Annotated in this window: 22 protein-coding genes and 1 tRNA gene; 10 read left to right on the forward strand and 13 right to left on the reverse strand. The window is 37.9% G+C overall.

Annotated features, from left to right (window positions below; genetic code table 11):
* Window positions 1-2: 2 nt before the first annotated feature.
* The 4 genes from ACMCNP_RS07810 (at window position 3) to ACMCNP_RS07825 (ending at window position 3,524) form a co-directional block, all read left to right on the forward strand.
* Window positions 3-719, forward strand: a complete 717-nt coding sequence (locus tag ACMCNP_RS07810; protein WP_419316089.1) for a UbiX family flavin prenyltransferase — start codon at window positions 3-5, stop codon at window positions 717-719.
* Window positions 712-1,794, forward strand: coding sequence for an aminofutalosine synthase MqnE (gene mqnE, locus ACMCNP_RS07815; protein WP_419316091.1), 1,083 nt, complete (start codon window positions 712-714; stop codon window positions 1,792-1,794). Before ACMCNP_RS07810 ends, mqnE begins: the two co-directional genes overlap by 8 nt.
* Before the next feature lie 32 nt (window positions 1,795-1,826).
* A complete protein-coding gene (locus ACMCNP_RS07820; RefSeq protein WP_419316093.1) occupies window positions 1,827-2,339 on the forward strand; it encodes a CarD family transcriptional regulator in 513 nt (170 codons plus the stop codon).
* A 78-nt stretch (window positions 2,340-2,417) separates the two neighbouring features.
* Entirely contained in the window at window positions 2,418-3,524 is a 1,107-nt protein-coding gene (locus ACMCNP_RS07825; RefSeq protein WP_419316095.1) for a PIN/TRAM domain-containing protein, read from the forward strand.
* Here ACMCNP_RS07825 and ACMCNP_RS07830 read toward each other — a convergent pair.
* The 3 genes from ACMCNP_RS07830 to ispF all read right to left on the reverse strand — a co-directional run bounded on the left by ACMCNP_RS07830 (window position 3,494) and on the right by ispF (window position 5,151).
* Window positions 3,494-4,267, reverse strand: a complete 774-nt coding sequence (locus ACMCNP_RS07830) for an IspD/TarI family cytidylyltransferase (RefSeq protein WP_419316097.1) — start codon at window positions 4,265-4,267, stop codon at window positions 3,494-3,496. The two genes, ACMCNP_RS07825 and ACMCNP_RS07830, sit on opposite strands and share 31 nt — an antisense overlap.
* Before the next feature lie 3 nt (window positions 4,268-4,270).
* Complete coding sequence (locus tag ACMCNP_RS07835; RefSeq protein ID WP_419316099.1) at window positions 4,271-4,585, reverse strand: hypothetical protein; 315 nt, start codon at window positions 4,583-4,585, stop codon at window positions 4,271-4,273.
* Window positions 4,586-4,647: 62 nt separating this feature from the next.
* The gene (gene ispF, locus ACMCNP_RS07840; protein WP_419316101.1) at window positions 4,648-5,151 is read right to left on the reverse strand and encodes a 2-C-methyl-D-erythritol 2,4-cyclodiphosphate synthase; all 504 of its coding nucleotides are present in this window, start codon (window positions 5,149-5,151) and stop codon (window positions 4,648-4,650) included.
* A gap of 162 nt (window positions 5,152-5,313) precedes the next feature.
* On the opposite strand from ispF, the gene ACMCNP_RS07845 reads away from it, so the two are divergent.
* From ACMCNP_RS07845 to ACMCNP_RS07860, 4 genes are all read left to right on the forward strand, one after another.
* Window positions 5,314-5,814 carry a hypothetical protein gene (locus tag ACMCNP_RS07845; protein ID WP_419316103.1) on the forward strand — a complete coding sequence of 167 codons (501 nt, stop codon included), beginning with the start codon at window positions 5,314-5,316 and terminating at the stop codon, window positions 5,812-5,814.
* 44 nt (window positions 5,815-5,858) lie between these two features.
* Entirely contained in the window at window positions 5,859-6,605 is a 747-nt protein-coding gene (locus ACMCNP_RS07850) for a PilW family protein (protein WP_419316104.1), read from the forward strand.
* A 203-nt stretch (window positions 6,606-6,808) separates the two neighbouring features.
* A complete protein-coding gene (locus ACMCNP_RS07855) occupies window positions 6,809-7,288 on the forward strand; it encodes a hypothetical protein (protein WP_419316106.1) in 480 nt (159 codons plus the stop codon).
* Between the two features lie 236 nt (window positions 7,289-7,524).
* Window positions 7,525-7,601: transfer RNA gene (locus ACMCNP_RS07860), tRNA-Arg, on the forward strand.
* Window positions 7,602-7,747: 146 nt separating this feature from the next.
* Here the strand turns inward: ACMCNP_RS07860 and ACMCNP_RS07865 are convergent.
* The 10 genes from ACMCNP_RS07865 to ACMCNP_RS07910 all read right to left on the reverse strand — a co-directional run bounded on the left by ACMCNP_RS07865 (window position 7,748) and on the right by ACMCNP_RS07910 (window position 21,804).
* Window positions 7,748-8,251 (reverse strand): hypothetical protein, encoded by a 504-nt coding sequence (locus ACMCNP_RS07865; protein ID WP_419316108.1) that lies wholly within the window; start codon window positions 8,249-8,251, stop codon window positions 7,748-7,750.
* A gap of 34 nt (window positions 8,252-8,285) precedes the next feature.
* Window positions 8,286-11,162: a tetratricopeptide repeat protein gene (locus ACMCNP_RS07870; RefSeq protein ID WP_419316110.1), complete on the reverse strand. Its 2,877-nt coding sequence runs from the start codon at window positions 11,160-11,162 to the stop codon at window positions 8,286-8,288.
* Complete coding sequence (locus ACMCNP_RS07875) at window positions 11,159-12,037, reverse strand: hypothetical protein (protein WP_419316112.1); 879 nt, start codon at window positions 12,035-12,037, stop codon at window positions 11,159-11,161. The genes ACMCNP_RS07870 and ACMCNP_RS07875 overlap by 4 nt, the downstream gene beginning before the upstream one ends.
* The gene (locus ACMCNP_RS07880; RefSeq protein WP_419316114.1) at window positions 12,015-14,765 is read right to left on the reverse strand and encodes a bifunctional glycoside hydrolase/polysaccharide deacetylase family protein; all 2,751 of its coding nucleotides are present in this window, start codon (window positions 14,763-14,765) and stop codon (window positions 12,015-12,017) included. Before ACMCNP_RS07880 ends, ACMCNP_RS07875 begins: the two co-directional genes overlap by 23 nt.
* Complete coding sequence (pelG, locus tag ACMCNP_RS07885) at window positions 14,731-16,104, reverse strand: exopolysaccharide Pel transporter PelG (protein ID WP_419316116.1); 1,374 nt, start codon at window positions 16,102-16,104, stop codon at window positions 14,731-14,733. Before pelG ends, ACMCNP_RS07880 begins: the two co-directional genes overlap by 35 nt.
* Window positions 16,080-17,645: a GT4 family glycosyltransferase PelF gene (gene pelF / locus ACMCNP_RS07890; protein ID WP_419316118.1), complete on the reverse strand. Its 1,566-nt coding sequence runs from the start codon at window positions 17,643-17,645 to the stop codon at window positions 16,080-16,082. The genes pelG and pelF overlap by 25 nt, the downstream gene beginning before the upstream one ends.
* Window positions 17,633-18,622: a tetratricopeptide repeat protein gene (locus ACMCNP_RS07895; RefSeq protein ID WP_419316120.1), complete on the reverse strand. Its 990-nt coding sequence runs from the start codon at window positions 18,620-18,622 to the stop codon at window positions 17,633-17,635. Before ACMCNP_RS07895 ends, pelF begins: the two co-directional genes overlap by 13 nt.
* The gene (locus ACMCNP_RS07900) at window positions 18,615-19,877 is read right to left on the reverse strand and encodes a PelD GGDEF domain-containing protein (RefSeq protein WP_419316122.1); all 1,263 of its coding nucleotides are present in this window, start codon (window positions 19,875-19,877) and stop codon (window positions 18,615-18,617) included. Before ACMCNP_RS07900 ends, ACMCNP_RS07895 begins: the two co-directional genes overlap by 8 nt.
* Before the next feature lie 85 nt (window positions 19,878-19,962).
* A complete protein-coding gene (locus ACMCNP_RS07905; protein WP_419316124.1) occupies window positions 19,963-20,202 on the reverse strand; it encodes a CopG family antitoxin in 240 nt (79 codons plus the stop codon).
* Between the two features lie 312 nt (window positions 20,203-20,514).
* A complete protein-coding gene (locus tag ACMCNP_RS07910; protein WP_419316126.1) occupies window positions 20,515-21,804 on the reverse strand; it encodes an MFS transporter in 1,290 nt (429 codons plus the stop codon).
* A gap of 174 nt (window positions 21,805-21,978) precedes the next feature.
* Here ACMCNP_RS07910 and ACMCNP_RS07915 point away from each other — a divergent pair, with 174 nt between their 5' ends.
* Entirely contained in the window at window positions 21,979-22,656 is a 678-nt protein-coding gene (locus tag ACMCNP_RS07915) for a 4Fe-4S dicluster domain-containing protein (protein WP_419316128.1), read from the forward strand.
* Between the two features lie 70 nt (window positions 22,657-22,726).
* Window positions 22,727-23,929 carry a heterodisulfide reductase-related iron-sulfur binding cluster gene (locus ACMCNP_RS07920; protein ID WP_419316261.1) on the forward strand — a complete coding sequence of 401 codons (1,203 nt, stop codon included), beginning with the start codon at window positions 22,727-22,729 and terminating at the stop codon, window positions 23,927-23,929.
* The last annotated feature ends 23 nt before the right edge of the window (window positions 23,930-23,952 follow it).

Raw genomic sequence — 23,952 nt, forward strand, 5'->3', positions numbered from 1 at the left:
AAATGAAAGAGACGCATTCTAACTCTTATATAGTCGCAATAACGGGAGCATCCGGGGTTATATACGGGTTTAGCCTTCTTAAGGCATTGGTCGTTAGGCATTTTTTCGTTTATCTTATAATTTCAAAACCAGGTTTTAAGGTTATTAAGGAAGAACTCGGAATGTTTGCCGATATTTTTTCGGACCATGCAAATACGGCTAATAATGCGGTAGATAAAGGCGCAGCGGAGAGAAACGGGTTATTGAACGGTTTTAACGACGGGATTAAAACCAGGATTAAGAAAGAAATAGCGGATAAATTCGGGTTGCATAACGATAGCGGTGGGTTTATATTTTTGGACGAAATGTTTCTTGAATCGAAGATTGCGAGCGGTTCCGCTAAGCGCGTCAAGGGTATGGCGGTTGTCCCCTGTTCCATGGGCAGTCTCTCCAGAATTGCAAACGGAAACTCCGGAAACTTAATAGAGCGGGCTGCTGACGTAATGCTCAAGGAAAGGAAAAAACTTATCATGTGCCCGAGAGAAACACCGTTTAACGATATACATCTTAAAAATATGCTTTCACTGACTGCGTCGGGTGCGGTAATTCTTCCTCCGATCCCCGCTTTCTATAATAAGCCTGAAACCGTCGATGATATCATTGATTTTATAACGGGTAAAATTCTGGATGGATTAGGTATAGAAAACGATATTTACAAGAGATGGGAGGGTTATGATTGATAGAAATTTTGATTTAATAAAAGAAAAGGTCTATAATAATATAAGGCTTTCTAAAGACGATGCTTTATATCTATTTAAATCCGACGATTTGCTTTCAATAGGCGGGCTTGCGGACTTTAAAAATTTTCAAGTCAACGGAAACAAAGCGTATTATATAGTCAATATTCATATAAACTATACTAATATATGTGTAAACAGGTGTGCTTTTTGTGCCTTTTACAGGAAGGGGAAAGAAATAGATGCATATACTATGAATGTCGAGGAAATAATAGAGTATATCAAGGCAGATTATCCAACCAATAATTTCAAGGAAGTTCATATAGTCGGAGGTCTCCATCCTTCGCTTCCCTACTATTTTTATGTAAATATGATTCGCAGAATCAAAAAAGAATTTCCGTCTCTTCTAATTCAAGCATTTACGGCAGTGGAGATAGACTATTTATCTGAGATCTCCGGACTATCCGTAGGCGAAGTACTATTAGATTTAAAGGAAAACGGCTTGGATAGCCTTCCGGGAGGGGGAGCCGAAATATTTAATTTCGCAATAAGAAAAAGGCTATGTCCGCAAAAAATAAGCGGGGATAGATGGATTCAAATACATAAGACGGCACACAACCTCGGCATACCGTCAAATGCATCTATGTTGTACGGAGTAAAAGAAAGCTATGAGGACAGGGTAAACCATTTAGGTGATATAAGGTTAGCGCAGGATGAATCTGCCGGTTTTAAGTCTTTTATCCCGTTTGCATTTCAGCCTAAAAATACCGCGGTTAAGAATTCCGGTTTGACGTCCGGATATGACGATCTCAAAATGATTGCTGTTTCGCGCCTTTTTTTGGATAACTTCAAGCATATAAAAACATTTTTCGTAAACCTTGGCATTAATCTTGCGCAGGTATCTCTATCTTTCGGCGCTGACGATTTTGACGGAACATTAGTCAATGAGAAAATATCGCATGATGCCGGTTCAGTTAATCCTGCAAGACTCAGCGTTAAAAATGTAAAAAGGATTATAGAAGAAACAGGTAAAATACCGACCGAAAGGGATACTTTATATAATATTGTTTTTAATTAAATAATTTAAAAAGAGTTTAGGGAGGTAAGACTATGTTTAGCTTAGATGAATTTGTGTTTTATCCGGGGTATGGTGTCTGTATCGTTGAATCTATTTCTGCCCAAAAAATCGGTTCGTCGGAACTCTCTTTTTACAATATCAGGGTTATGGAAAACAATGCTAAAATTATGGTGCCGGTCAAAAATACCTTGGAGGTCGGGCTCCGTCTTTTGATTAGAGAAGATGAGATACAGAAAGTCTTTGACGTATTAGAAGAAAAATGCGTTAAAAGACCTTTTGCAAGAAAAGAATCATGGAATAAAAGGTTTAACGGATATAATTTAAAACTGTGTTCCTCATGTCTTTTTGAGGTAGCGGAGGTTTTAAGGGATCTTTACATTTTAAAACGCGAAAAGGAGCTTTCTTTTGCGGAAAAAAAGATGTTCGAAAAAGCCAAGTATTTAATAATAAAGGAGTTATCTACGGTTATGAACAGACCGGAAACCTTTGTGGAGGAGAAAATAAAGAAAATATTCGTGGGACAATCCCAGCAAATTGCCAATTGAAATCACTTTGATAAATAATCAAAAATAATTAACTGTTTTTTTTATTTTATCTATACTAATTTAAAACGGTATATTTTAATGAAAATTTTGAATAAAGAGTTTGTCCTTTTTTTTATAAGGATAATGCTTGTCTTGACTTCTGCGATTCTCGGTTATTTAATTGGTAAGGAGTATTGGCATAACGATCTCTTATCTTATGTGGGATTCGTATTCGGTTTTACTATAGGTTTTATAGTTGTCCTGGTGGAAAGAAGTATGGGGTCTATCTCCACGAGAAAGATTTTAACGGGTGGAATAGGGCTTTTTGTTGGCCTTTTGATAGTTAACTATATTACTTATCAGTTATTTAAGGCTTTTTTTACCAGCTCCGTTCTGGGCTATGTCACTTATGCCTTTGTTAATTTTGTGGCAGGTTATATGGGACTCATCATCGGTCTCAGGGTGAGTGACGATTTCAGTATGGGCATCGCGGCAGATTCGTCCTCCAGGTCTAACCTGAAAAATAAGCCTGTTTCTGAAAATATTTCTAACGAACAACCTTCCGATTATTGCAGTTACAAGATAATAGATACGAGTTCCTTAATAGACGGACGGATACTTGATGTCGCAAAAACCGGTTTTATCGACGGCATTTTGGTAATACCTACGTTTGTCCTGCATGAACTTCAGCATATTGCCGATTCGCAGGATCCGCTTAAAAGAGTGAAGGGGAGAAGGGGGCTCGATATATTAAAAGAACTAATGGATGATAAAAATATAAAAATAGAGTTTACCGATGTAGATTATTTTAATATAAAAGAGGTGGATGCAAAACTTATTGCGTTTGCAAAAGAAAGAGGCGGCAAAATAATTACTACCGATTTTAATCTTAATAAGGTTGCACAGGTAAGAAACATCAGTGTATTAAACATAAACGACCTCACAAGGGCGCTTAGACCTATTTTGCTTCCCGGTGAAATGATGACCGTCCTGATTGCGAAAGAAGGCAGAGAAAAAAATCAGGGTATTGCATACATGGATGACGGAACCATGGTGGTTGTGGAAGACGCGATGAAGTTAGTCGGTTCCGAACCGGAAGTTATTGTAACGAGTGTTTTTCAGACATCAAGCGGTAGAATGATATTTGCAAAAATAAACTATGAGAAGGAGCAGGTTCAGCAGTCCTCTAATTTTAATTTATCGTAAATAAATTCTGCAATTTCGATGTCTAAAGCGGTCGTTATTTTTATATTAGAGTCGGTCGATAATATTGGTACGATGTTTAAGCCTAAATTTTCCACAAGCGATATATCGTCCGTAGATACCAAACCTATTCGAGCGGCTTCCTCAAAAGCCTTTTTTATAATGTTTAATTTAAACGCTTGGGGGGTTTTGGCGGATATTAAACGGTCTCTGTTAAGCGTTTTAAGCCTAACCGGATTAGACCGGATTTGCGTTTGATGTAATTTACCCTTGATTTCTTTAATAGTTTCTGTTGTTGCGGAACATAAAAAAGCGGCACCGTGTTCTATAGTTTTATTTAGCAACAGATTTAATTCCCCATCCGTTACAAATGGTCTTGCGGAGTCGTGAATAAAGACTACGGCGTCTTTTACTTCGGAGGAGGGTAAAATATTTTCTAAATATTTTACGGCATTATTTGCAGAATCCTGCCTCGTGCCTCCGCCGGTTATTATATAAAGACGTGAGCGGTCGCCTTCTGCGATGTCTCTTGCTTTTTGATTAAAAAAACTCTTCCAGTTGAAATTAAAGACATCTCTCGGGGGAATGACCACTATTATTCCATCAAATTTAATACTGGATTTCGCAAATATTTCAAGGCTGTGAATTATTATTTCTTTATTTTTGATCTTTATGAGCTGTTTGGGAATCGAAAGTCCGGTGCGGGCACCCGTTCCGGCGGCAAGCAATATCGCGTATAATTTCATATCCTATTTACTATTTTTTATTATTTTAGACCCGGAGTTAATTTCATTAACGACCCCTCTTAAGTCTCTTATTCCGTCGAACCATCTGGACTGCTGTTTTTTATTCATTTTAGAGACCAAACTAATCATATAGTGGCAATCCATGCAGTTATTTTTAATGCTGTCCCTGCTTACGGTTTTAAGCAGGCGATCGGCTTTTTGTTTATCTTGCTTGGTAAGCACATGTTTTGACGACGGCGCTTCTCCGCAATAACCGAAACCGTAGGCGATACTTGGAATAAGCAAAATTGCAAAAACAAAAATCAGTAATTTCTTCATAATCGCCCCCTTTGAATATAACAAATTTTATAAAATTATAAAAAATAAAAAGCAGTCGGTAATTAGCTTGAAGATATGAGGCAGACGCTAAAGCATTCTATCGCCATTTGTTTCCCTACTGCGTCAAGACCTTCCTTGGTTTTCCCTTTAATATTAATACGGGATTTATCCACGCCTAAGGCGGCAGACGTAGATTCTATCATTCGCTCTTTATATGCCGATATCTTAGGAGTCTGAGTTATTATCGTAATGTCGGCATTAACTAATTTATAACCCTTCTCTTTAACTAATTTATATGCATATTTTATAATATCTATACTGCTTACTCCTTTTGTCGATTTAAGGTTGTCAGGGTAAAGAACCCCTATATCTGGCAGGCTGAGCGAGCCGAGAAGGGCATCGGTAATGGAGTGAAGAACAACATCCCCGTCCGAATGGGCGGCGACGCCTATATGTCCCTCTATTAATACCCCGCCGAGAAAAAGCCTTTTGGCGGCATTATCGAAAATAGCGATTTCTAAGAATTTGTGGATATCGTAGCCGCACCCTATCCTGATGTCGTCCATTTGGTTGACCCTATTGTTATTATCGTCATTATTGTTTATTTTAAATTATAACAGATTTTTATATTTTTGGTAAATTGAAAACAGTTTTACATTAAAGTATAATTATTTTACGGGATAGATTAACAATATTTAATATTCAGGAATTAAAAAAATAATAACAAAATGTTTAATGTTAAAGGTATAGGAATAGGCGGGTTTGGTCTTCTTGAGGCGGTGATTACGATTATAATAATCGGGCTTGCAATGAGTGCCGTTACGGAAAGTTTTATAGTCGGTTCGGCAAAGAGCTCAAATATCGTGAACGAAGAAATAGCCGCTAATGTGGCAAAGCAGACGATGGCGGAATTAAATTACTGCAGAAACGGAGGAAGCGTGTCGGGGGTGTGTACTGCAAATAACATTTCCTCCCTCGTTTTTTACACCTCTCCGCAAGGTCCTACGAATGTAAATAATGAGTGTTTTTACACGACTATAAAGGCTCAAAATGTCGATTTTTCCGATACTGGCGGGATTATAGTCAACGGTAACGGGAGCTCCAAGGATTATATTCAGACCATAGTTCAAACGGGGTGGTTCGCTTTAATCGACGGAGAATGCAGAACTCCTTCGGCAGGCACAAGTTATCCTTTGGTTACGCTTTCCAACATTTATGCAAATTATTGATGATTAAACATAAAGGTATTGATATAGATAATTTGTCGTGATATATGTGGTATAATTATTTCGTGAAAAATTTAAAGATTTTTAAAGGAAAAGAGTGTAAAAATAAAAGAGGATTTACGCTCATCGAGTTAGTTATGACCATTGTTTTAACGGGTATATTGTCGGTTGGGCTGTATGAAGCCATGATATTAGGCATAAATGATTACATAATGAACGAACATTACCTCCATTCAAATAATTCAATGACTTATGCCATATCCGTACTCAGAAGAAATTTGGTAAATGCGGTTATGCCGCCGTCTATTATATCCCCTTCGACGTCGGCATATTGCCCGTTATCCAAGTCCATTAATCCGAAAACCAGCGCCAATACGCCTATTGTCAGGGCAAATTTATCAAAACAGACGACAACTTGCGGCGGAGCGAGCGGTCCTGCTTGTAATGAAATCGCTTTTTATCAAAATATAAATGCGGCCAGCAGGGGGACGGTCACGCAGCTTGTCGTGTTTTGCGTGTATAACAAAATATTATACGAAGAGGTGACTAACGATGCCGGCCAGACTACGCCATATCCCGTTGCTAATAATATTAGAATATTAATTTTTAGTTTAGGGTCAGTTCTAAGCGGCTACAGTTTACCATCGGCTCCGCTTCCGATTCCTACTTCGAGTCCATCTGTTTGCCAGAAAAATAAAACAACAGGGATTTATTCTTGCAATATAAATTTCGTCATAACGAATTCAGTGGGGTATTCGCAAATAGGAGGGGTTTCGGTAATTGTTGCTAATTAACCTTTAGCTTGAGGATTTTTAGAATCCCCTTGCCTTAGCTACGGGGGAGTATGTCAAAATAGCAGCCCTAATATTGTTCACGTCTTTTTGATGATAGAGGACAAGATTATATCGGCGATATAAGAGTTAAAATAATATAAGTACTTATGGTAAAATTATTTCCTAATAGAATTATTAAATCAAACAAAGGCATTTCGATAATTTTGGCGATCATAATTATCATAATTTTGGGGCTGGCAGGGTCGGTTTTTGCCTATCTTATTGCAAGCGGAAGTATTGTTTCGCGGTCTAATTTATTGAGTGCCGAGGCTAAATATGCGGCAAAATCAGGCGTAGAGATAACATTTTATCAAATAGAAAAGGGTGGCGCTTTCTTGGAAACCCGACCGAGCGGCTGTCCGTTGTCTCCCGTACTTGCGCAGAAGACGACTGTGACTGCAGTACAATATCTTTCCGGAAATATACAGGGTAATCTGCCGGACGGCGTCAACTATACTCCTACTTTTTGTGCCGCGGAAGGTAAATTAAGCAGCATCGATAGCTGCACATACTATGCCATCATATCTAACGGTTTTGCCGGAGGAACGAAAAGAGAGATTACGGCAGAGGTCGGGGTAGAAAAAAACGATAAGGGTTGTACCGGTATTTATGCAGAATCGGAACAACCTAATTCGGCAAAGTAATAAAGAATGCCGATTAATCCGTTTGGGCGTTCAATGGACAAATAGACGATGGAAATAGGGCAGGAACCGTCGAAATTAAAGCTTGCGGGGTATAATAATATTAATTATGGCTTGGAGAATAATGTTTTTTAATAAAAAAGTCTAAGAAATAATAGGTTGAAAGCAGATTTTATTAATTTGACAGAATTAAGCGAAAAATGGTAATATATTCCTTAAAAGAAACCAAATTTATTTGTGCGTCCATAGCTCAGATGGATAGAGCAACAGCCTTCTAAGCTGTGGGTCGTGGGTTCGAGTCCCGCTGGACGCACCAGTTAAAACTGCAAGGCATCTCATTATCGGTATCCTTAAAAAACAGCAAAATAGTCTATAAAAGCAGAGAGAAACGACGTAATTCTATGCACAATTTTTCAATAGATGCTCCGTGCCGGCCGGCTTTGTGCATATAATTATTACGATTTAGAAATGCAATAACCTGTTTAACAGATTTTGAGCAACGGTCGTTATCGACTGGTTTGACCATCCCGTGGCCGAGCCGGTACTGCTCCAGATTATTTTTTTGCTATCGGAATTATAAACGAAGATGGTTATGCTTACCGCCGGTTCTCCCTCTATGCCTGTTTTATATCTAAATTCGTTAACATCACCAGATATAACGTACCTGATTCCCTTGTTTTTAGCCCGATTGAGTGTCTTAATGATATTTTTATTGTTAACGCCGTTATTTTCTAAAAGCTGCGGATAATTAAATATTTTGTAATTTTTGGACCGTAATATTCCGTTTAAAATGGATGCTATTCTATATCCTGCGTTTGGGGTCTGCGTGTAGTTTTTGAAGGGAACGACGAGATAGGAACTATTCTCTATTAATTTGGAATTGCTGGAATTTACTACCATGACTGCGCATGCCGACAACAAAAAAATCAGAATCGACATTTGCAAAGCTATGAATGTCTTTTTCATAATCCGCTCCTCATTTAACGTTTTTGTATTTAGTTTAAAAATATATGTTATAGTCAATAAAATATTTGAGATATGAGACGGAACTTCCCTGAAAATTAGTGTAACAATTTATGCCGAAACTTAGGTTGTCATTTCCAAAAATAGAACCGCCGTAACCGATTCCGATATTGTAACCCATGCCGGAATCGGTTACGTAAAAAGCATTTCCGCTTAGAAAAGGACGCCATGATTTTTCAAGATCGTCCTTATAAGTACTTCCGATAGAAAAACCGGCACCGACAAGATTATAACTTGACGGAAGCGGGTCAAAACCGGAAAATGGGGATAGTTGAGCCATATCTCCGTTTTTTCCGTTTTTATAGTAATGGTCAGACCGGGCGAATATCCTTATGAACATATCCTCTAAAAAGCCTTGATTCGGTTTATAAGACAATTCTGTATATAGGCTATTGCCGCTTCCAATGTTGGTATTATCTTGAGACATATACCAGTCCTGCGATACCGAGGTGGTGAAAGATGTTCTTCGGTTTATGTTCTTAAGCAGCGAGACCTTAAATTCTCTTTTTAAGCCTCCAATATACAAAAACAGGCTTGAGTCGTCTTCGATATGCTCTCCATAAGTAAATTTTAGTTTAGTTGAATCGGTTATTTTACAGTCCGGCTCTAACAAAAGATATCCATTATTTTTAAGAGAGCCCGTAATACCGATGGATGCCTTGTAATTACATGTTCCGTATTGCTTATCGACGGTCAATCTCATATTGTAATGCCTATGCGGCACGTTTATGATTCTATTTTTATCGTAAGAGATCTCATGCCCGATTTTTATTGACGTAGCGAGATTAAATCCGCCTTCTATATTATATTTTACATAGGCGTCTTCTAATATCTCCCTATATCCTTCCCAATTTATAAGTTGGGTGGATGTCTTAATCCTGTTCGCATATTTATCGGCAATATTCCTGAATTGCCTATATAACAGCGAGTCATCCCTATTTTCTTCAAGTCCTTTGAATGCATAATCAAAAGCCTCGCCTATATTTCCGGTTTGCCTTAATGCTTCCACCCTGCCGTTTACCGGAAGAATGGCGGCCCATTTTTTAAGCAGCCTATGCTGAAGGTATGTATCCCTTTCCCATATTGCGATATTTAAAAGCATCCATGGCTTCAATGAGTACCCCAACTTTCTTTTGATATAGAGGGCTTTTTCGCGGTAATTATAAAATAACCGGTAGGAAAGTGTAAAATTATTAAAAGATGTTGTCGGTAAGATATTTTTATAATGCCTCAGAGTCTTTTTGAAGCGCTCATAGCTTTCGAAATACATAGATACGTTTAAAAAAGACTCTAAAAATTGGGCATTTTCAACCGATGACGGATTTTTCTTTATTTCTTTCTTCATTTCTCTCCACACCTTATACCTTATGTATTTGGCTTCATGCGTGTTTCCGTAAAGGGATAGGATATCGGCGTAAAGAAGTTCATGACCTAACGAACGATTCTTTCTGAGATATTCCGCGAGCCTTAAGGCTTCATGCCCGTTCTTCAAATATATATACATCGATATAAACGGAACGATAAGGTTGTGATATTCCATAGGCGCATTCTTCCAAGTCTTAAGAATATAGCGCAGCATTCTTGCATTGTTATCGTTCAGATTCAAATAAATAAGCCTTGAAAGGAAGTCGGAATTGAACTTCTCCCGCAGCCGCATCAGACAAATATCCATAGCTTTTTGATTTTGCCCGGTTGCTGCTAAGGCATTTACGTACGTCAAAACAAAATAAACATTGCTTGAAAGATGATCGAACTCCTTTCTATTTAATTTCTTAATATTTTTTATTATGTCTTTCCACATTTTCTGCCTTGCGGCTGTATAAACAAACCAGTAGAAGAGGGGAGCCGCCCGGTATTTATTCCATCCTATAAGAGAATATTTAATCGCAATTTTCGGTCTAATTGCGTAATAATACCTTGAAATCCTTTCATAATCGTTTTCTCTTCCTATATAGTAATTAATCTGGGTTTTAGAGATATTCTTGTTTGTAGCTGTTTTTACGACCCGTATGTATTCCGGTTTCATATTTACCAATATAAGGGAAGCCTCCACCGCCGTTTTGTAATCCCCAAGCATCCAGCTTAAATCGCTCATTTCGTTCCAGAATTTATAATTCGTTTTTTTGGCTTTATCCCGGCTCTTTTTAAGCATGGCGAGTGCTTTGTCGTATTTTCTTTCCGCTATCAAGGCGTTGGAATACATCAGCGCGTTATCTGCACTCAAGCCGAAATTATTCTTTAAAGCCGTAAGCGTATCTATCGTTTTTTTTATATTTCCCATTTCCCAGTATATGTTTATTAAATATATCAAAATCTTTTTGGATTTCTTCTTCTTATATTTTTTCTCCAAAAGGCTTATCAGCTTTACGGGATCGCCTGCCATTTGATACACGTAAACCGTATCTTTCAAACTTACGGAGTCCCCTATGACATCTATCATTTTTTCGGCTATACCCCACCTGTGGAATGCCGTCGCTAAATGATATGTTTTTTTTGCCAGTTCTTTATCGCCGGTTAAGACGAAGCTTTTATAATAATCGTTAATCCCGTAGAAAGGATTTCCGAGCCATATTGAAACATTACCCAACCATTCCCGCCAATAATAATTCTCCGGAAAAAACTTGACGCCCTCCCTGCATATAATTAAAGCGTTCTTAAAATCACCCACTCCGAGAAAAATCTTCAATTTCAACCTCAATACCTCATTTAGCTCTTTGCCTGCCATATTTTTAGAAACGGTATTTCGATTCTTTTTATCACGGTTTATTCTATCGGCATACGTCTGATTTCCAGATAACATAATGCCGAGAAAAATTAACAGAAAAAGATAATATACTATTTTCTTATTTATCATCGGTTTTCCTTTGATAATTCTATCGCTATATCCCTTGCAAAATACGGGTTTCCGGATTGAAGGGCGTAGATGAGGATAAATTTTTCCATTCTTAAATCTTTTGAAAATTTCTCTCCGTAAATTTTTAATAAAAGCATTGTTAGTTCTTTATTTCTCTCTAAAATAGCCTTTTCTATTACCGTTTTGAATAAAGCGGCATTTGTTCGGTAGTTAACATGAGTTTTAATATAGGAATTAACCGATTCATATGCCTTTCGGTTCTCTCCCGTAACTGCGTATAAAACCGCCAAGTTTTTCAGGTATTTTTCTCTATACTCGGGATAAGCCTTTAAATAATGGTTCAGTAGGCCTAATGCCAGCCTGTTATCTCCTACTGCAAGTTCGAACTTGTATCCATCAAGAAGCCATACCGTCCACTTCTTACCGCTGGAATGCAGATATTTTCTATATTCGTTATGTCCGGCCATGATAAGCATTGACAATAATGTCTTAATTTTATTTTTAATAATCCATCTTTCCCGGCTGCTTCCCGCAATAAAGAATCTTTCCGTTAACAGCTTGTATTTCAAGCCTGCGTAATCAAAAAAATTAATCTGCTTGAAATCAGAATTGATATTCTTTAATGCATTCTCGGCCTTGTCGTAATGTCCCGAATTTATATAGTGTCTTACTAATGCAATCTTTAAATTTTCGCTGGGGTTTGCCTTAATAACGGCATTTATGTATTTAGGGGGTATATATCCGGGATATTTTATCATTATGGATACAAGTTCTTTCTCAGGAAAAAACAGGACGAGAATGACGCAAACCACGATCGCAAAAACTATTATCTCATGGACATTTAAAAATTGCTTAACGACAAATCGTTTTGACATACGCTTTTTCGCCTTTTATAAATTTAAAATTAAAAATATTTCCCTTGCGTCGTTCTATATATCTTCCGTTTCCTTTTATTTTAATGCTGCATGAGGATTGAACCTTAAAATGTAGCGGGACATAGTAGTCGCTCTTCAGAATAAGGGTATACCCGTTTTCCGTTTTTTTGAAATACCTGACCATGCCGTTAGCTTCTACGAGCCTGAAGGCAGGCCTACGTTTACCGAAAACGAGATAATAATTTCCCGAATTATCCAAGCTCACGTATTCCCTTCCGTTTATAATCCTGTATCCGACTACGCCGATGCTTTTATTCATATTCGGATAGCCCCAGCTTTTTGGTACCCTTACCGTTCTCAGATTTCCGTCCGAGCGTATAATCCAGCCGTCTTGGCTTTTTGCTATAGCCATAGCCCTGAAATCTAAGGTTTTCTTGGCATACTGGGAAACGAATTCCGGGATTGGATGCTGTTTTAATGCCCATTCATACACCGTTTTGAGCGCTTTAACCGAAGCAATCTTCTGTCCGGAATACCAGTGATAATATATATATATCGGCTTCAGCCTTCTCGGCTTTTCCGTTAATTTAAACGTCTGTATGACATTCCTGAAGCCCCAGAACGGACCGAGCCACAAGTTTGTATAAATATCTTCATTGGTAATGGCCGCATTGGCCTGGAAAAAATTGCCTACATTCTTCCCCATAGGTTTTACATGCATTAAAAACGGTCGGCGATTTACAATATCGGTATTATCGCCATTTACGTTGTAAATTCCAATATCGTATGCCATCTTTAACGCTGTTTCCGGAGGACGGTTATCCCCAGACCACAATATAACCCTTACCTTTTTGTTTTTTGGGGCAAGATTTTTGTTTATCCAGTTTACGGAACCCTCCACGTTACTCTTAACGCTAAACTTGTAATCCGGCACCGGAAGCTGATAGCCGGGTTTGTCGATCCCATTGACAAGTGCGGGCCAGTTAAAGGGGTGTGAAAAAGTATGGCTCGCTATTTCCACGTTTTTATATTTAAAAATATGCCTGAATATTTTTCTTAATTTTGAGGCTTCTTTTACATGGAGGCCGTAAGGGGGTCCCATTAAATCCGCCGTAATAACCGAAAGTGTAACCGGTATTTTATAATATTCGAGGATATGCTCAGTTACATAGCTTGCAATAAATTCGTCGGGATTAAAATCGGTGTGCCCGAAATCTGCATCTCCGTCTATTTGAGAAAAAAGTATTATCCTTCCGTTCTCCGTAGTGATGTCCGGAACCGGAAAAAATTCCTTTCGGAACAATTTTGCAAAAATTTTAAACGGGTTGTAAACCCATAATCCGCGATTATTCACCAAAGAGTTGTCAAGAGCATATCCGCCCCACGGCATTATGGAGAAAGGGGATGACTTTTGACCGTACAGGTTTTTCATGCTTATCAGTTGTTTTCCTTCGCGAGGTTCCAGTAGCGTGTTGTGGTAAATTACGGTTAAGGGGACTTCGAAACCGCTGCCTTTTTCTTTATAAATTATTTTTGACGGCTTGGCGATAGTAGCTTCATTGTCGTAAACCTTTATTCCTAACCTGGAAAGAAGGTCGGCTCTTTCCGGAAATCCGAAATTTTCTACAAAAAATATCTTTAAACCTGATTTTATTGCCTTGCGTACCCACGTGTAAAACTTTATAGGTCTCTTTACTTTTCCGACGATAACCACTGCTCCGGCATACCTGTCTGACAGAAAACCGCCGGGAAGCTTACCGTTTACATGATAAGTCACCGGTACGAAACCAAGGTATTCAAGCGGCATTCTTACTAAATCAGGATTAGGCCTTCTATCGTCAAGCTTAGAATTACAGATGACCAGCACCCTTCTTTTAATGAATTTAAAGTTTGAAACTCCGATCATTGTTAGATTTTTATTGGTAACCCATGGGATAAATCCGTCGTCGGATATCTTTTTTGCGTCGGAAACAGCCTCACTCTTATTTTTTGGGTTTACATAGTCGACAACAATTACCGGAAGCTTGTATCTATCCTTTATTGTTTTAAGCTTTGACAGAAGACGATTTGTCTCTCCCTTGTCGACGTTAATATAGTTAAGATTTTTATTTAGCCCTTTATAAAGAGACTCCGCTATAACCCCGTTTATGTCTCCATGTATCCTGTTCATTATTGAAAAACCCCTGTTAACGACGATAATCTTATTAGGGAATTCTTTTCTGACATCTTTAATAAATTCTACCTCGGCATTGCGGAACTTCGGCCATTTATTCCTATGAACGACAAGCTTGTAAGAATCCATCGTATCAAACATAAATCCGTCGAAACCTTTCTCTGCAAGTTTAGGCAGTATTTCATCGAGTATGAAATTCCTGTAGTTTTTATTTTCTATATCCATTATTTTTGAATTCCATATCTTATTTTTTCCTATGGCATATTTTTTTACTCTGTTGTAATAGGAAACAGATTTACCGGTTTCCCCTATGCTGACATAGGCGATAAGTTTTGCCGTATGTTTGAGATAGAACTTTTGCCTTAATATCTTTAAGCTGCTATTGTCCGGATTTACTACAAGCCAGTCGTAAAGATGATATATGCCGGTAGATATTTTTCCACCATATATCAAGCCTACGGAATTTATATCTTTGCTTGCCGTTTTACCGTATGCCTTGACCGTTGACGTAAGAAACAGGCTAAATAAACATGTAAGTATAATAATGAATCTCATTCAAAAATCTCCTTATGAAGATTACGCTTATGATTATGGAAATTAAAAGACTCACCGCGTAGCCGTATCCGTAATAATAGGGTCCCATGTTGACGGTAATTATCGACAGTGTTAGATTTAATAAGAAAAAAACCATTGAAGAAAACAGCGAAGCGTTTCTCTTATCGAAATAAAAAAGGAATCCTATAGCAACTATAAATAAAAGCTGAAGCATAGTGCCGACTAACAGTATATGAAACAGCGGGATATAGACTAAAGAGATCCCGAATAATTTAAAAACAGGGTCGTTCATGAACAAAATCAGTATTATATCGGCTATTGCCTGAATCCTCATGACGTCAAAAAAGACACCCCTCGCAGATGATATCATTTTATTTCCGGCATTATATATTTCTTCTATGGTCTTGCCCTCAATAACGGCTCTGTAGTATTCTTCATAATACCCCGCAAACTCGCCCTCAAGCTTCAGAAAAAAGACCGCCATTCCCGGAACTATGGAGAGATATGCTAAAAATATGGGTGCATCATAGACGGCAGATGCCCTCAGGTGTGCAAATACCGTGTTTCCGGTGATAGGAGAGAACCAGAATACGAATTTGTCCGCCCATATACCCAAATTATAAAAAAAACCGGTGAATATTAGAGATATATAAATATTTTTCTTTTTTAGAAAATCGAAAGAGATTATTTTGTCGGACGGATAGTTGTATATAATGGCGGATACCATAAATATAAATATAATAGTTTGACCTACAAAAAAGGCAAACATTAAAAGGTTAAGGCCGAAATGTCCCAGAAAGCCCACCATTAAAATAGTGACGGCATATCCGAGAATAAAAGAATATACAATGAAATTATAGCTTTTTAATGCCGTAAAGAGTGATGTAGCAATCCACATTCCGCATAAAATTACAAATGAAAACAGAGATATTAGCGTATAGATCGCAGACACGTTCCTGAATAAAAAAATGGATAAGGGTAGATATAGGATAAAGCCTATCGTCATGTTAAAGACTATTAGCCCCATGAAATTAGGAAGTATATTTTTATAGTCTTTTTCGAAAATTCTATCAGCGGCAAAACGGGAGAAGTAGAGCTGAAAAGGCCCGGACAGTATAAGGCTGAAGGCTATCAAATAGGTTACAGAGGTTTGAAATTTGAGCACAATGCTTTTATCCTGTATGAGCCTTGCAGCTATATAGGAAGCCAGAATAATGCTTAATATGGAAATAACCCACGCCCCCGAACTCAAAAACGCGGAATACGCAAAGGTTTGAAATATTGAAGACAATTTTCTTCCGGACAGTTTTCTTTTCAGCTCAATTGAAATTCCTGCCATTTTCCATAAAACTCCTCGTAAATATTTGAATAATTATTTAGAAATCTTTTCATTGAATAATATCTGTTTACCCTTTTAAATCCGGCATTACGGGCACTATACCATTTCTCCTTTTTAGTTAGAATGTCGATATAAGCATCGGCTATAGCTTTGGGATTTGCTATCGGGACTATTTCTCCGGCCATACCTATGGCGATATCTGCTTCATCTATCCCTCCACAGACAAGCTGCCTGCATGCGCCGACATCGGTGCAAACGGCAGGTACTCCTGCCGCAAATCCTTCAAGCACGACTAACGGCATGCCCTCGCTTATAGACGTAAGCGTCAAAATACCGGTTTCCGGTAAAATCTCCGCAATATCCCTAAAGCCGAGAAACAGGCAGTTATTTTCTAAGCCCAGCATGTAAACAAGATTCTTGCATTCCTCAACGTAATGCGGGTCTTCGTCATATGGTCCGACTATCCAGCCCCGTGCATCGGGAATACGCTCCAAGACTAGCTTTATCGCCTTAATAAACGTTTTAACGTCTTTTATTTGGACGATTCTGCCTATGAAAGAAATTATTTTAGGGATGTTATTTTCTCTTTTACGGAAGCACGCCGAAAGTTTTTTTATATCTACACCGTTAGGGATAACTCTTGTCTTAGTGCCGTCCGCTCCAAGACTCAACTGAATTTTCTTTGCCTCTCCAAAGAGTGAAATTATCAAATCGGCAGAGGAATAACAAAACCTTCCCATGTCCTCGAAAAAATTAATCCACACGGTTTTCAGGTGTTCCGCGCCATCCATGGTGTCCAATAAGGATTGGTGTGAGGAAAATATATCACTGTCCAATATATCGATTTTTCTCTCTTTAACGTAAATGCCGTGTTCCGTTAAGATAAAGGGGGCTTTTCTGTTATATCTCAGTATGCTGCCGAGAAAACCGGCATAGCCGGTAGAAGGGCTGTGGATTATTTCAAAATGAGGCAGGGCAGACGCTATTTCGACTATTTTCCATATCGGTATATGGACGTTTCTTATCGTCCAGAAATAACTTGTAAAGGAAGAATTCTCGGCAAATTCGAGATACTGCGACTCTATGTAATCCCATGAAGGCTTGCCGTGTAAAAAGAACTGCTTTGTGATGTAATCCAAATAAAAATCAAGGTGCCTTATCTTGTCAGGAAGATCCCCTTGCTTTTTTAACCTAAATCGGTCGTGAAAGAACCTGATATATTCGTATTTTTCCCGCGCAGCCTTATTAAATAGTTTATTTTCCTTCCTGTAAACATTTTTTTTCATGTTAGCGATATTAATGTCATCGAATAAAAAATCGGTTAAAATAAAAACGAGATTGTTTGGGATTTCATATTGTAATCCGCCATAATCGTTCCGGTTGGCCCCAAGAAATACAATGCCGAAATTTATCTCCGGCAGCCCTGTTATAAGCTGATAAATCCATGTCGAAACCCCTCCTTTTATATAAGGAAAAGTCCCTTCGCACAATAACAAGACCTTAATAGGTTTTTTTTTATTTTCTATTATCAACCGACCCATAGCTCAACTATATTTTTTAATTTATTATTAATCACCGGACTGGAAATTTTATCAAACAGTTCTTTGGCTTTCTTATAATCTTTAGTTATATAATAAACCTCCGCAAGATAGGGTATTACCTTATCTTGCAGCGCATCTAAAGCAAGGGCGTCCTTAAAATATCTTTCCGCCTCCTTATAGTCTTTAAGCTTGGCGCTTATCCTGCCGAGAAGAAATGCAGATTCGTAATACCGGTATTTTTTATTCATAGCTTTCAGGATGTATTTCATGGATATTTCTAAATTATATTTTTCAAATTCTTTGTCTGAAATATTCATATAAACCAAGTTCCAGTATAAATAGGCAAGCTCGAAGTGTAATTTTCCAGAGTCTCTCTCTTTCTCATCTGACAGAGTGTTTTTCAATGAAAATATTTTCTTGTTTATTTCGTTCTCTTTTTTCGATAAAAGACTGAATGCGAGGAGCCTTACCTCGTTCGACCTATGCCTCATATTATCCCTGACAAAGTCGTAAGATACGGTGGGATTTTTGTTTATCAGGTATAAAAGTGAAGACTGTTTTAGCTTAGAAGAGGCATTAGGATCGGCTAATCTTGATATGATGGAACCCTCGCCGTATTGCCTATTTAAAGAAGGAAATATTTTAAAGTCTAATTCCTCCTCCGGGTTTATAGATAAAGACTCTCGATGAATTGTTTTTTGTTTTTTAAATAGTAAAATAAATAAAATAAAAGCAAAGAATTCCATAACCGGAAGAAAGAAGAATAGAGGAAACGAAACAAGAATATTGCGGACAATGCTCTTCCCGAATTTTTTTGGTATCTCGTAATACATAGCCAAACTTATACATAAAGCTGATAGCGCGTGTAAGCAAAAAAAGTCTATTATGGAAGCCCAATAAGCACCACCGTTCAGGAGCGATATCACGGCATAATATTCCGTTACGAGTGAAATGGCAATTAAAATTATTTTATTCATCGGCAAATATTCCGTCAAGTAAGAACTCGGGCTCCTTGCTGATTAATATAGTTCCCTGTTTTATTTTTTCTAAGAAAGTTTTTCCGAATTTATCTGTTATTTTACCGTTTACTCTATCGGTGAAGCTTTTGGTACCTGATTTTGCCGTAAACGGCAGCAGAATGATAAATCGCGATACACCACCCTTCCTTATGGAATTAATCATGTCCAGATTCCTTATATTATCCCTCATAAACGAGGCAAACTCAGAATTATCCCCCTCGTCGTGGATAAGATAAATCACCGCGGCGCTGTCTATTTTAAATTTCTTCCATATATTGTAAAGCCTGTTCATTTCTATCAAAAAATCTATGTCGAATATGTTTAGATATTTCGCTAGACTTTTACTTATTTTAGAAGCCGCGTCTAAACTTTCGAAAAAATAAAACAGGAACAGGTGCATCAGAAGTAAATTCTCTCTGTTAAAGTCGGTGAATGAAATATCCTTGACTAACAGCATGGCCTTTGCTTCGTCTTGCATAAAAAAAATAGGTATAACGGCTAAATATTCAGAAGAATGCTCTTCTTTTAATATGGAGGGCAGGTATGTGACGGCTTTTTTTCTCAGTGACTCCATTACGAGATAGTCTTTCATATCTATGGTTATCGGTTCTCCGATAAAAGCAACTCGGTTGAATGAAACATCCTTAACAAACAACGATGCCCTTTCTATATTAAACAGCTGCGCCATAGTTTTTATAAGCTCTTCGTAAGACGCACCTTTTTTTGCGAATATTTCTTTTATTTTTTGAACGGTTCCCCTTATCGTAACGGGCTTAGTAACGTAACTTTTCTCCATCTGGTCATATGAAAGCTTCAGAAAAAAATAGTTTTTTCTTAATTCATTAAATTTTTCTTCTACGTATTCGTTTTTTTCCTCTAAGCGTTTTTTATTTTTACTCCAGTAGAAATAAAACTCTCCGAAAATAAGGACCATGATCAGGTTGAACAGGAAAAAGTCTAAGGGAAACGGTTTATAAAAATAAAACAAAGCCGGAACAGAAAGAATTATCCCCAACAGCCCTGCGAATATGCCGTAGTATAAGGTAATCACGGCCATAAAAATTAAAAGGTAGCTTATGGAACCATGGATAGATAGAGGATTACTGCGGTCAAAAAAATAGCCGGCTGTTAATATAACGGCAAAAAATAGAATCACTTCGATCATCAATACTTTAATGCTGACGTCCTTGAACGATAGAATAGAAGCTTTCAACCCGGACCCTCCGCTACTTTAAAATCACAATCTATTTTATGTCACGCAAAGATAGGATTTCGCCTCTTTGTCAAAATTTATCGGGTTAGTTGTAATCCTTGTCTTTATCCATGTATTGACGCAAAATACTCTTAATGAATGTCTGATACCGCAAGCCTCCTTTGGAGGCAATCAGTTTTATCCTATTTAATTCGCTCTCGGAAATTCTGAGCGTTATCTTCTTATCTTGTCTTTCGATATGGCTTTTTGCAGTACTTTCGGGATCTTCAATATTTTTTTTATCGTTCTCAACCGAATCTATATCCTTATTATTTAGATACTCCATTATTGCCTTTTCTCTTTGTCTATAAAATTAGTATTATTTATTGTTTTTACCCCTTTTCAAAACGGTTTGTTTTTTTGTTTATATATGGTAAATTTAGTTTTATATCCTTTCTTAGTAAACGGCCCATTTTAATGCTCCATGATATGTCTTTGTATGGACAATGTCAATATAAATTGTTGCATTAATGTTGATACTTTCTATGCTGAAAATTCAATTTTCAATTCATTTATAACAATTGAGTACTTTTTGATGTATTTCTGAACGGATCGGTTTAATAATCCGAGTGAGCCGAGGAATTTCACGCCGGATATTTTAATATTTTACATCGGGTTCAAAGGATTTTGAAAAGAAACCGAATAGAACGGCAGCCAAAATAAGAATAAGCGCAATTAGGCTATATGCGGACAGATAATTGAAGTAATAAAATACCGCCCCTGCGGCAAACGGCCCCAGGATGAACCCTAAATCGCTTAAAGTTCTGTAAATACCTATTGCTTCGTCATAATGACTTTTGTCCACGCTGTCCATGAGATAAAGGTTTTTTGCCGGACCGGAAAAACCACCCCCTGCACTTAATAAAACAATCGAAAGACTGAATGTAACGATATTTTGAAATACTATAAAGCTTAATATGCCGGCTACGGTTATAACAAACGATGCTATTATAGATTTTTTAATACCCATTATTCGTATTACCCTATCCGAATAATATGTCAGAGTTACGCCGATTATGGCGGATATCGATACGAGCAGCCCTATATCCGCCTTATTTAAGCTCATAACGCTATAGCCGACAAGCGGCACCAATTCCCTTCTCGAGCCTATTCGGGAAAAGAAAAAAGAAAACGTTAAAAAACACAGCATCATAAAGTTAAAATTATAAAGAAGGGCAGAGTATTTTTTGAAGCGAAGGGATTTAATTTTAGCCCACAAAGGAATAACGGCGCGTTTGATTTCCGGCTTTTTCGGCTTTGAATCGTTCCGGTCTCTTAGTTTGTCCAAGTTTGCGATAGTTAAGAGTTTCCTGTTATAAAAGGCAATTATAGACCCTATCACCATTATAATCGCGTAAAGTAAAAAAGTGGTTTTATCAGAAAATTTATAGGCTATTATTGCACCGAGAAAAGGAGCTGAACCCATAGAAAGCCTCCTTGCTATCATATATCTGCTTAAAATCTTCGCTCTTTTTTTATTCTGATGAAGGCGCTTCGTAAGGATTATCATCAAAGACGTATTTATAATGCCGGAACCGAAGCCCTCAAGAAACCTAAAAATAAATAACTGGTAATATGCCGTAGAGAGAAAATATCCTATTGCACCCGTCAGAATAAACAGCATGCCTATATGGATATACTGCGAATTAAGTTTTTTACTGATTATGCTTATAGGAATATTAATAAATATGCGGGCTAAACCAAACGATGCTATTATCAAGCCTATGGTAATTATGCTTGCCCCGAGGCTTTTTGCATAAAGGGGAAGTACTACGATATTTAATCCGAGTCCGAAATCCGCAAGGGCAACGATAGAAAGTATTGCGATTAGAAGCGTTTTTATCGAGGCGGGTGTAGTTTCACCGTTGACGTTATTATTCCGTGCCATAAAAATCAATTATATAGCACAATGACTTTGAAGTCAATTTTCGTTTTTTGTGTTTATTTGACTTTTGGATTTATTATGATACCATCAATAGCATACGGCAAAGATCTGATTAGTTTTACCGTGTATTTCGGTTGCCTGTTATAAACAATAAAAACAATAAAGCGGGAGTAATCTATGGAATATGACGAGAATGGCGTGAGTATCGTCCCCTCTGAATTTAAAAAGGAAATTTTTGAAGAGGCGAAGAAGGATTTTAGATATGAAGAATATGTGAGGGGCTGTTTAAACTGCGGCGTATGTTCCGGCGGATGTCCTCCGCACAGGTTTTTTGATTTTTCTCCTCGGATAGTTCTTCAAAAGATGAAGTCTAAAGATCCGGAACTTATTTGGGCAATGATGGATGAATATGTCTGGGCATGTTTTCAGTGTTTTACATGTGCTATGATATGTCCTTTTTTAAACAGTCCGGGTGGAATCATTGCAATACTAAGAGAGATTGCGGTAAGGAGGGGTTTGGAATCTGCAAAAAAGGTCTTAAAGCCCTATTCGAGAGTTCTTTTAAAACTTACGGCTTACGGCAACCAACTATCGTCGGATATGATTCAGCCGGATTTTTTTCCGGACTGGGGACCACATATAGGCTATGCATCTGCCGACCTTGCCATAAAAAGAAAGGCAATTCCCATGCCGACGTTGCAGGTGACAAATTTAGCATGGGATGTAGCGCCCGAAGCAATGAAAGAGTTATATGATATTTTCGACGAAGCGGGCGTATTTAAAATCATTGAAAGTGTCGACCCGTCGCTGTATGAAATTATCGAGGATATTGTCGATGACGTCAGAAACTCTTAATAAAAATGCATTATAATTATAACCTACATAGCGGGAGATAATATATATGGCTATTGAAATTAATAACAGAATGGGTCTTGCCGGCGTTAAATCCGATTATGTCCATGTCGCCGGAAGAAAACTTGAAGATATTCATGAACGGCTTTTAGAACTTGAAGCGAAGGGTGAGGTTAAGGTTATACACATAAAAGAAGAGAATAAGCCTATCGAAGCCGAAACCTTATTGGGCTGGAAAAAGAAGATTCCCACAAATAAATTATGGCATCATAAATCATGTGGACAGTGTGGAAATATCCCCGGTTATCCGGTATCCATTCTTTGGTTTATGAATAAATTGGGCTTAGAGTATGTAGATGAAAGAAATCAGACGTCGTGTACCGCTTGGAACTATCATGGCTCCGGTACATCAAATCCGGTCGGGCTTGCGGCGGTTGCCGTCAGAAACTGGCATAGAGCATACGAGCTGGGGCTATTTCCGCTGTTTCATTGTGCTACTACTTTCGGCGATTACAAAGAAATGCGGAATATGTTAATTGAGCATAAAGAACTAAGAGACGAGGTCAAAAGAATAATGCATAAAATAGGCAGAGAGCTCGTCATTCCCGAATATATCGTGCATTATAGCGAGTGGCTTCACGTCTTGCGTTTCGAAATAGCCAAATTAAAAAAATACGATTTAAGCAATGTTATAGTAACGGTTCATCCCGCCTGTCATGCTTATAAGATGATTCCCGAAGACTGTATCTATGATAAAGAGATTTATGGAGGGAAAAGAACTGCTATTTCCACAGGTGTTGCGCTTGCTCTCGGCGCTCAGGTAGCAGATTATTCGACTTGGTACGACTGCTGTGGATTCGGTTTTAGGCATATTTTGACGGAGAGGGAGGCATCCAGGTCGTTTGTCATGGATAGAAAAATCAGACCTATGGTCAGAGAAGCACATTCCGATCTCTGCATCACACAGGATACCGGTTGTACCACTACATTGGATAAAAATCAGTGGATAGGAAAGGCTATGGGTTATACTGAACAGGTTCCCGTTATGTCGGACGTTATGTTTGCCGCTTTGGCTTGTGGAGCCGACGTGTATAAAATCGTTCAGCTTCAATGGCATACGACAGACTGGAGACCGTTATGTGAAAAGATAGGAATAGATTGGAAAAAATCGGAAGATGAATACAAGGCTTATTTGGAAGAATTGAGAGCAGGGGGAAAGACCGTTAATTTATACGAATATCCGGAAGAACAAACAAAGGTTAAAACTAATAAATAATATAAATAACTTCGGAGGATTTT

The sequence above is a fragment of the Candidatus Acidulodesulfobacterium sp. H_13 genome (genome assembly GCF_048541835.1).
Classification (GTDB): domain Bacteria; phylum SZUA-79; class SZUA-79; order Acidulodesulfobacterales; family Acidulodesulfobacteraceae; genus QIJE01.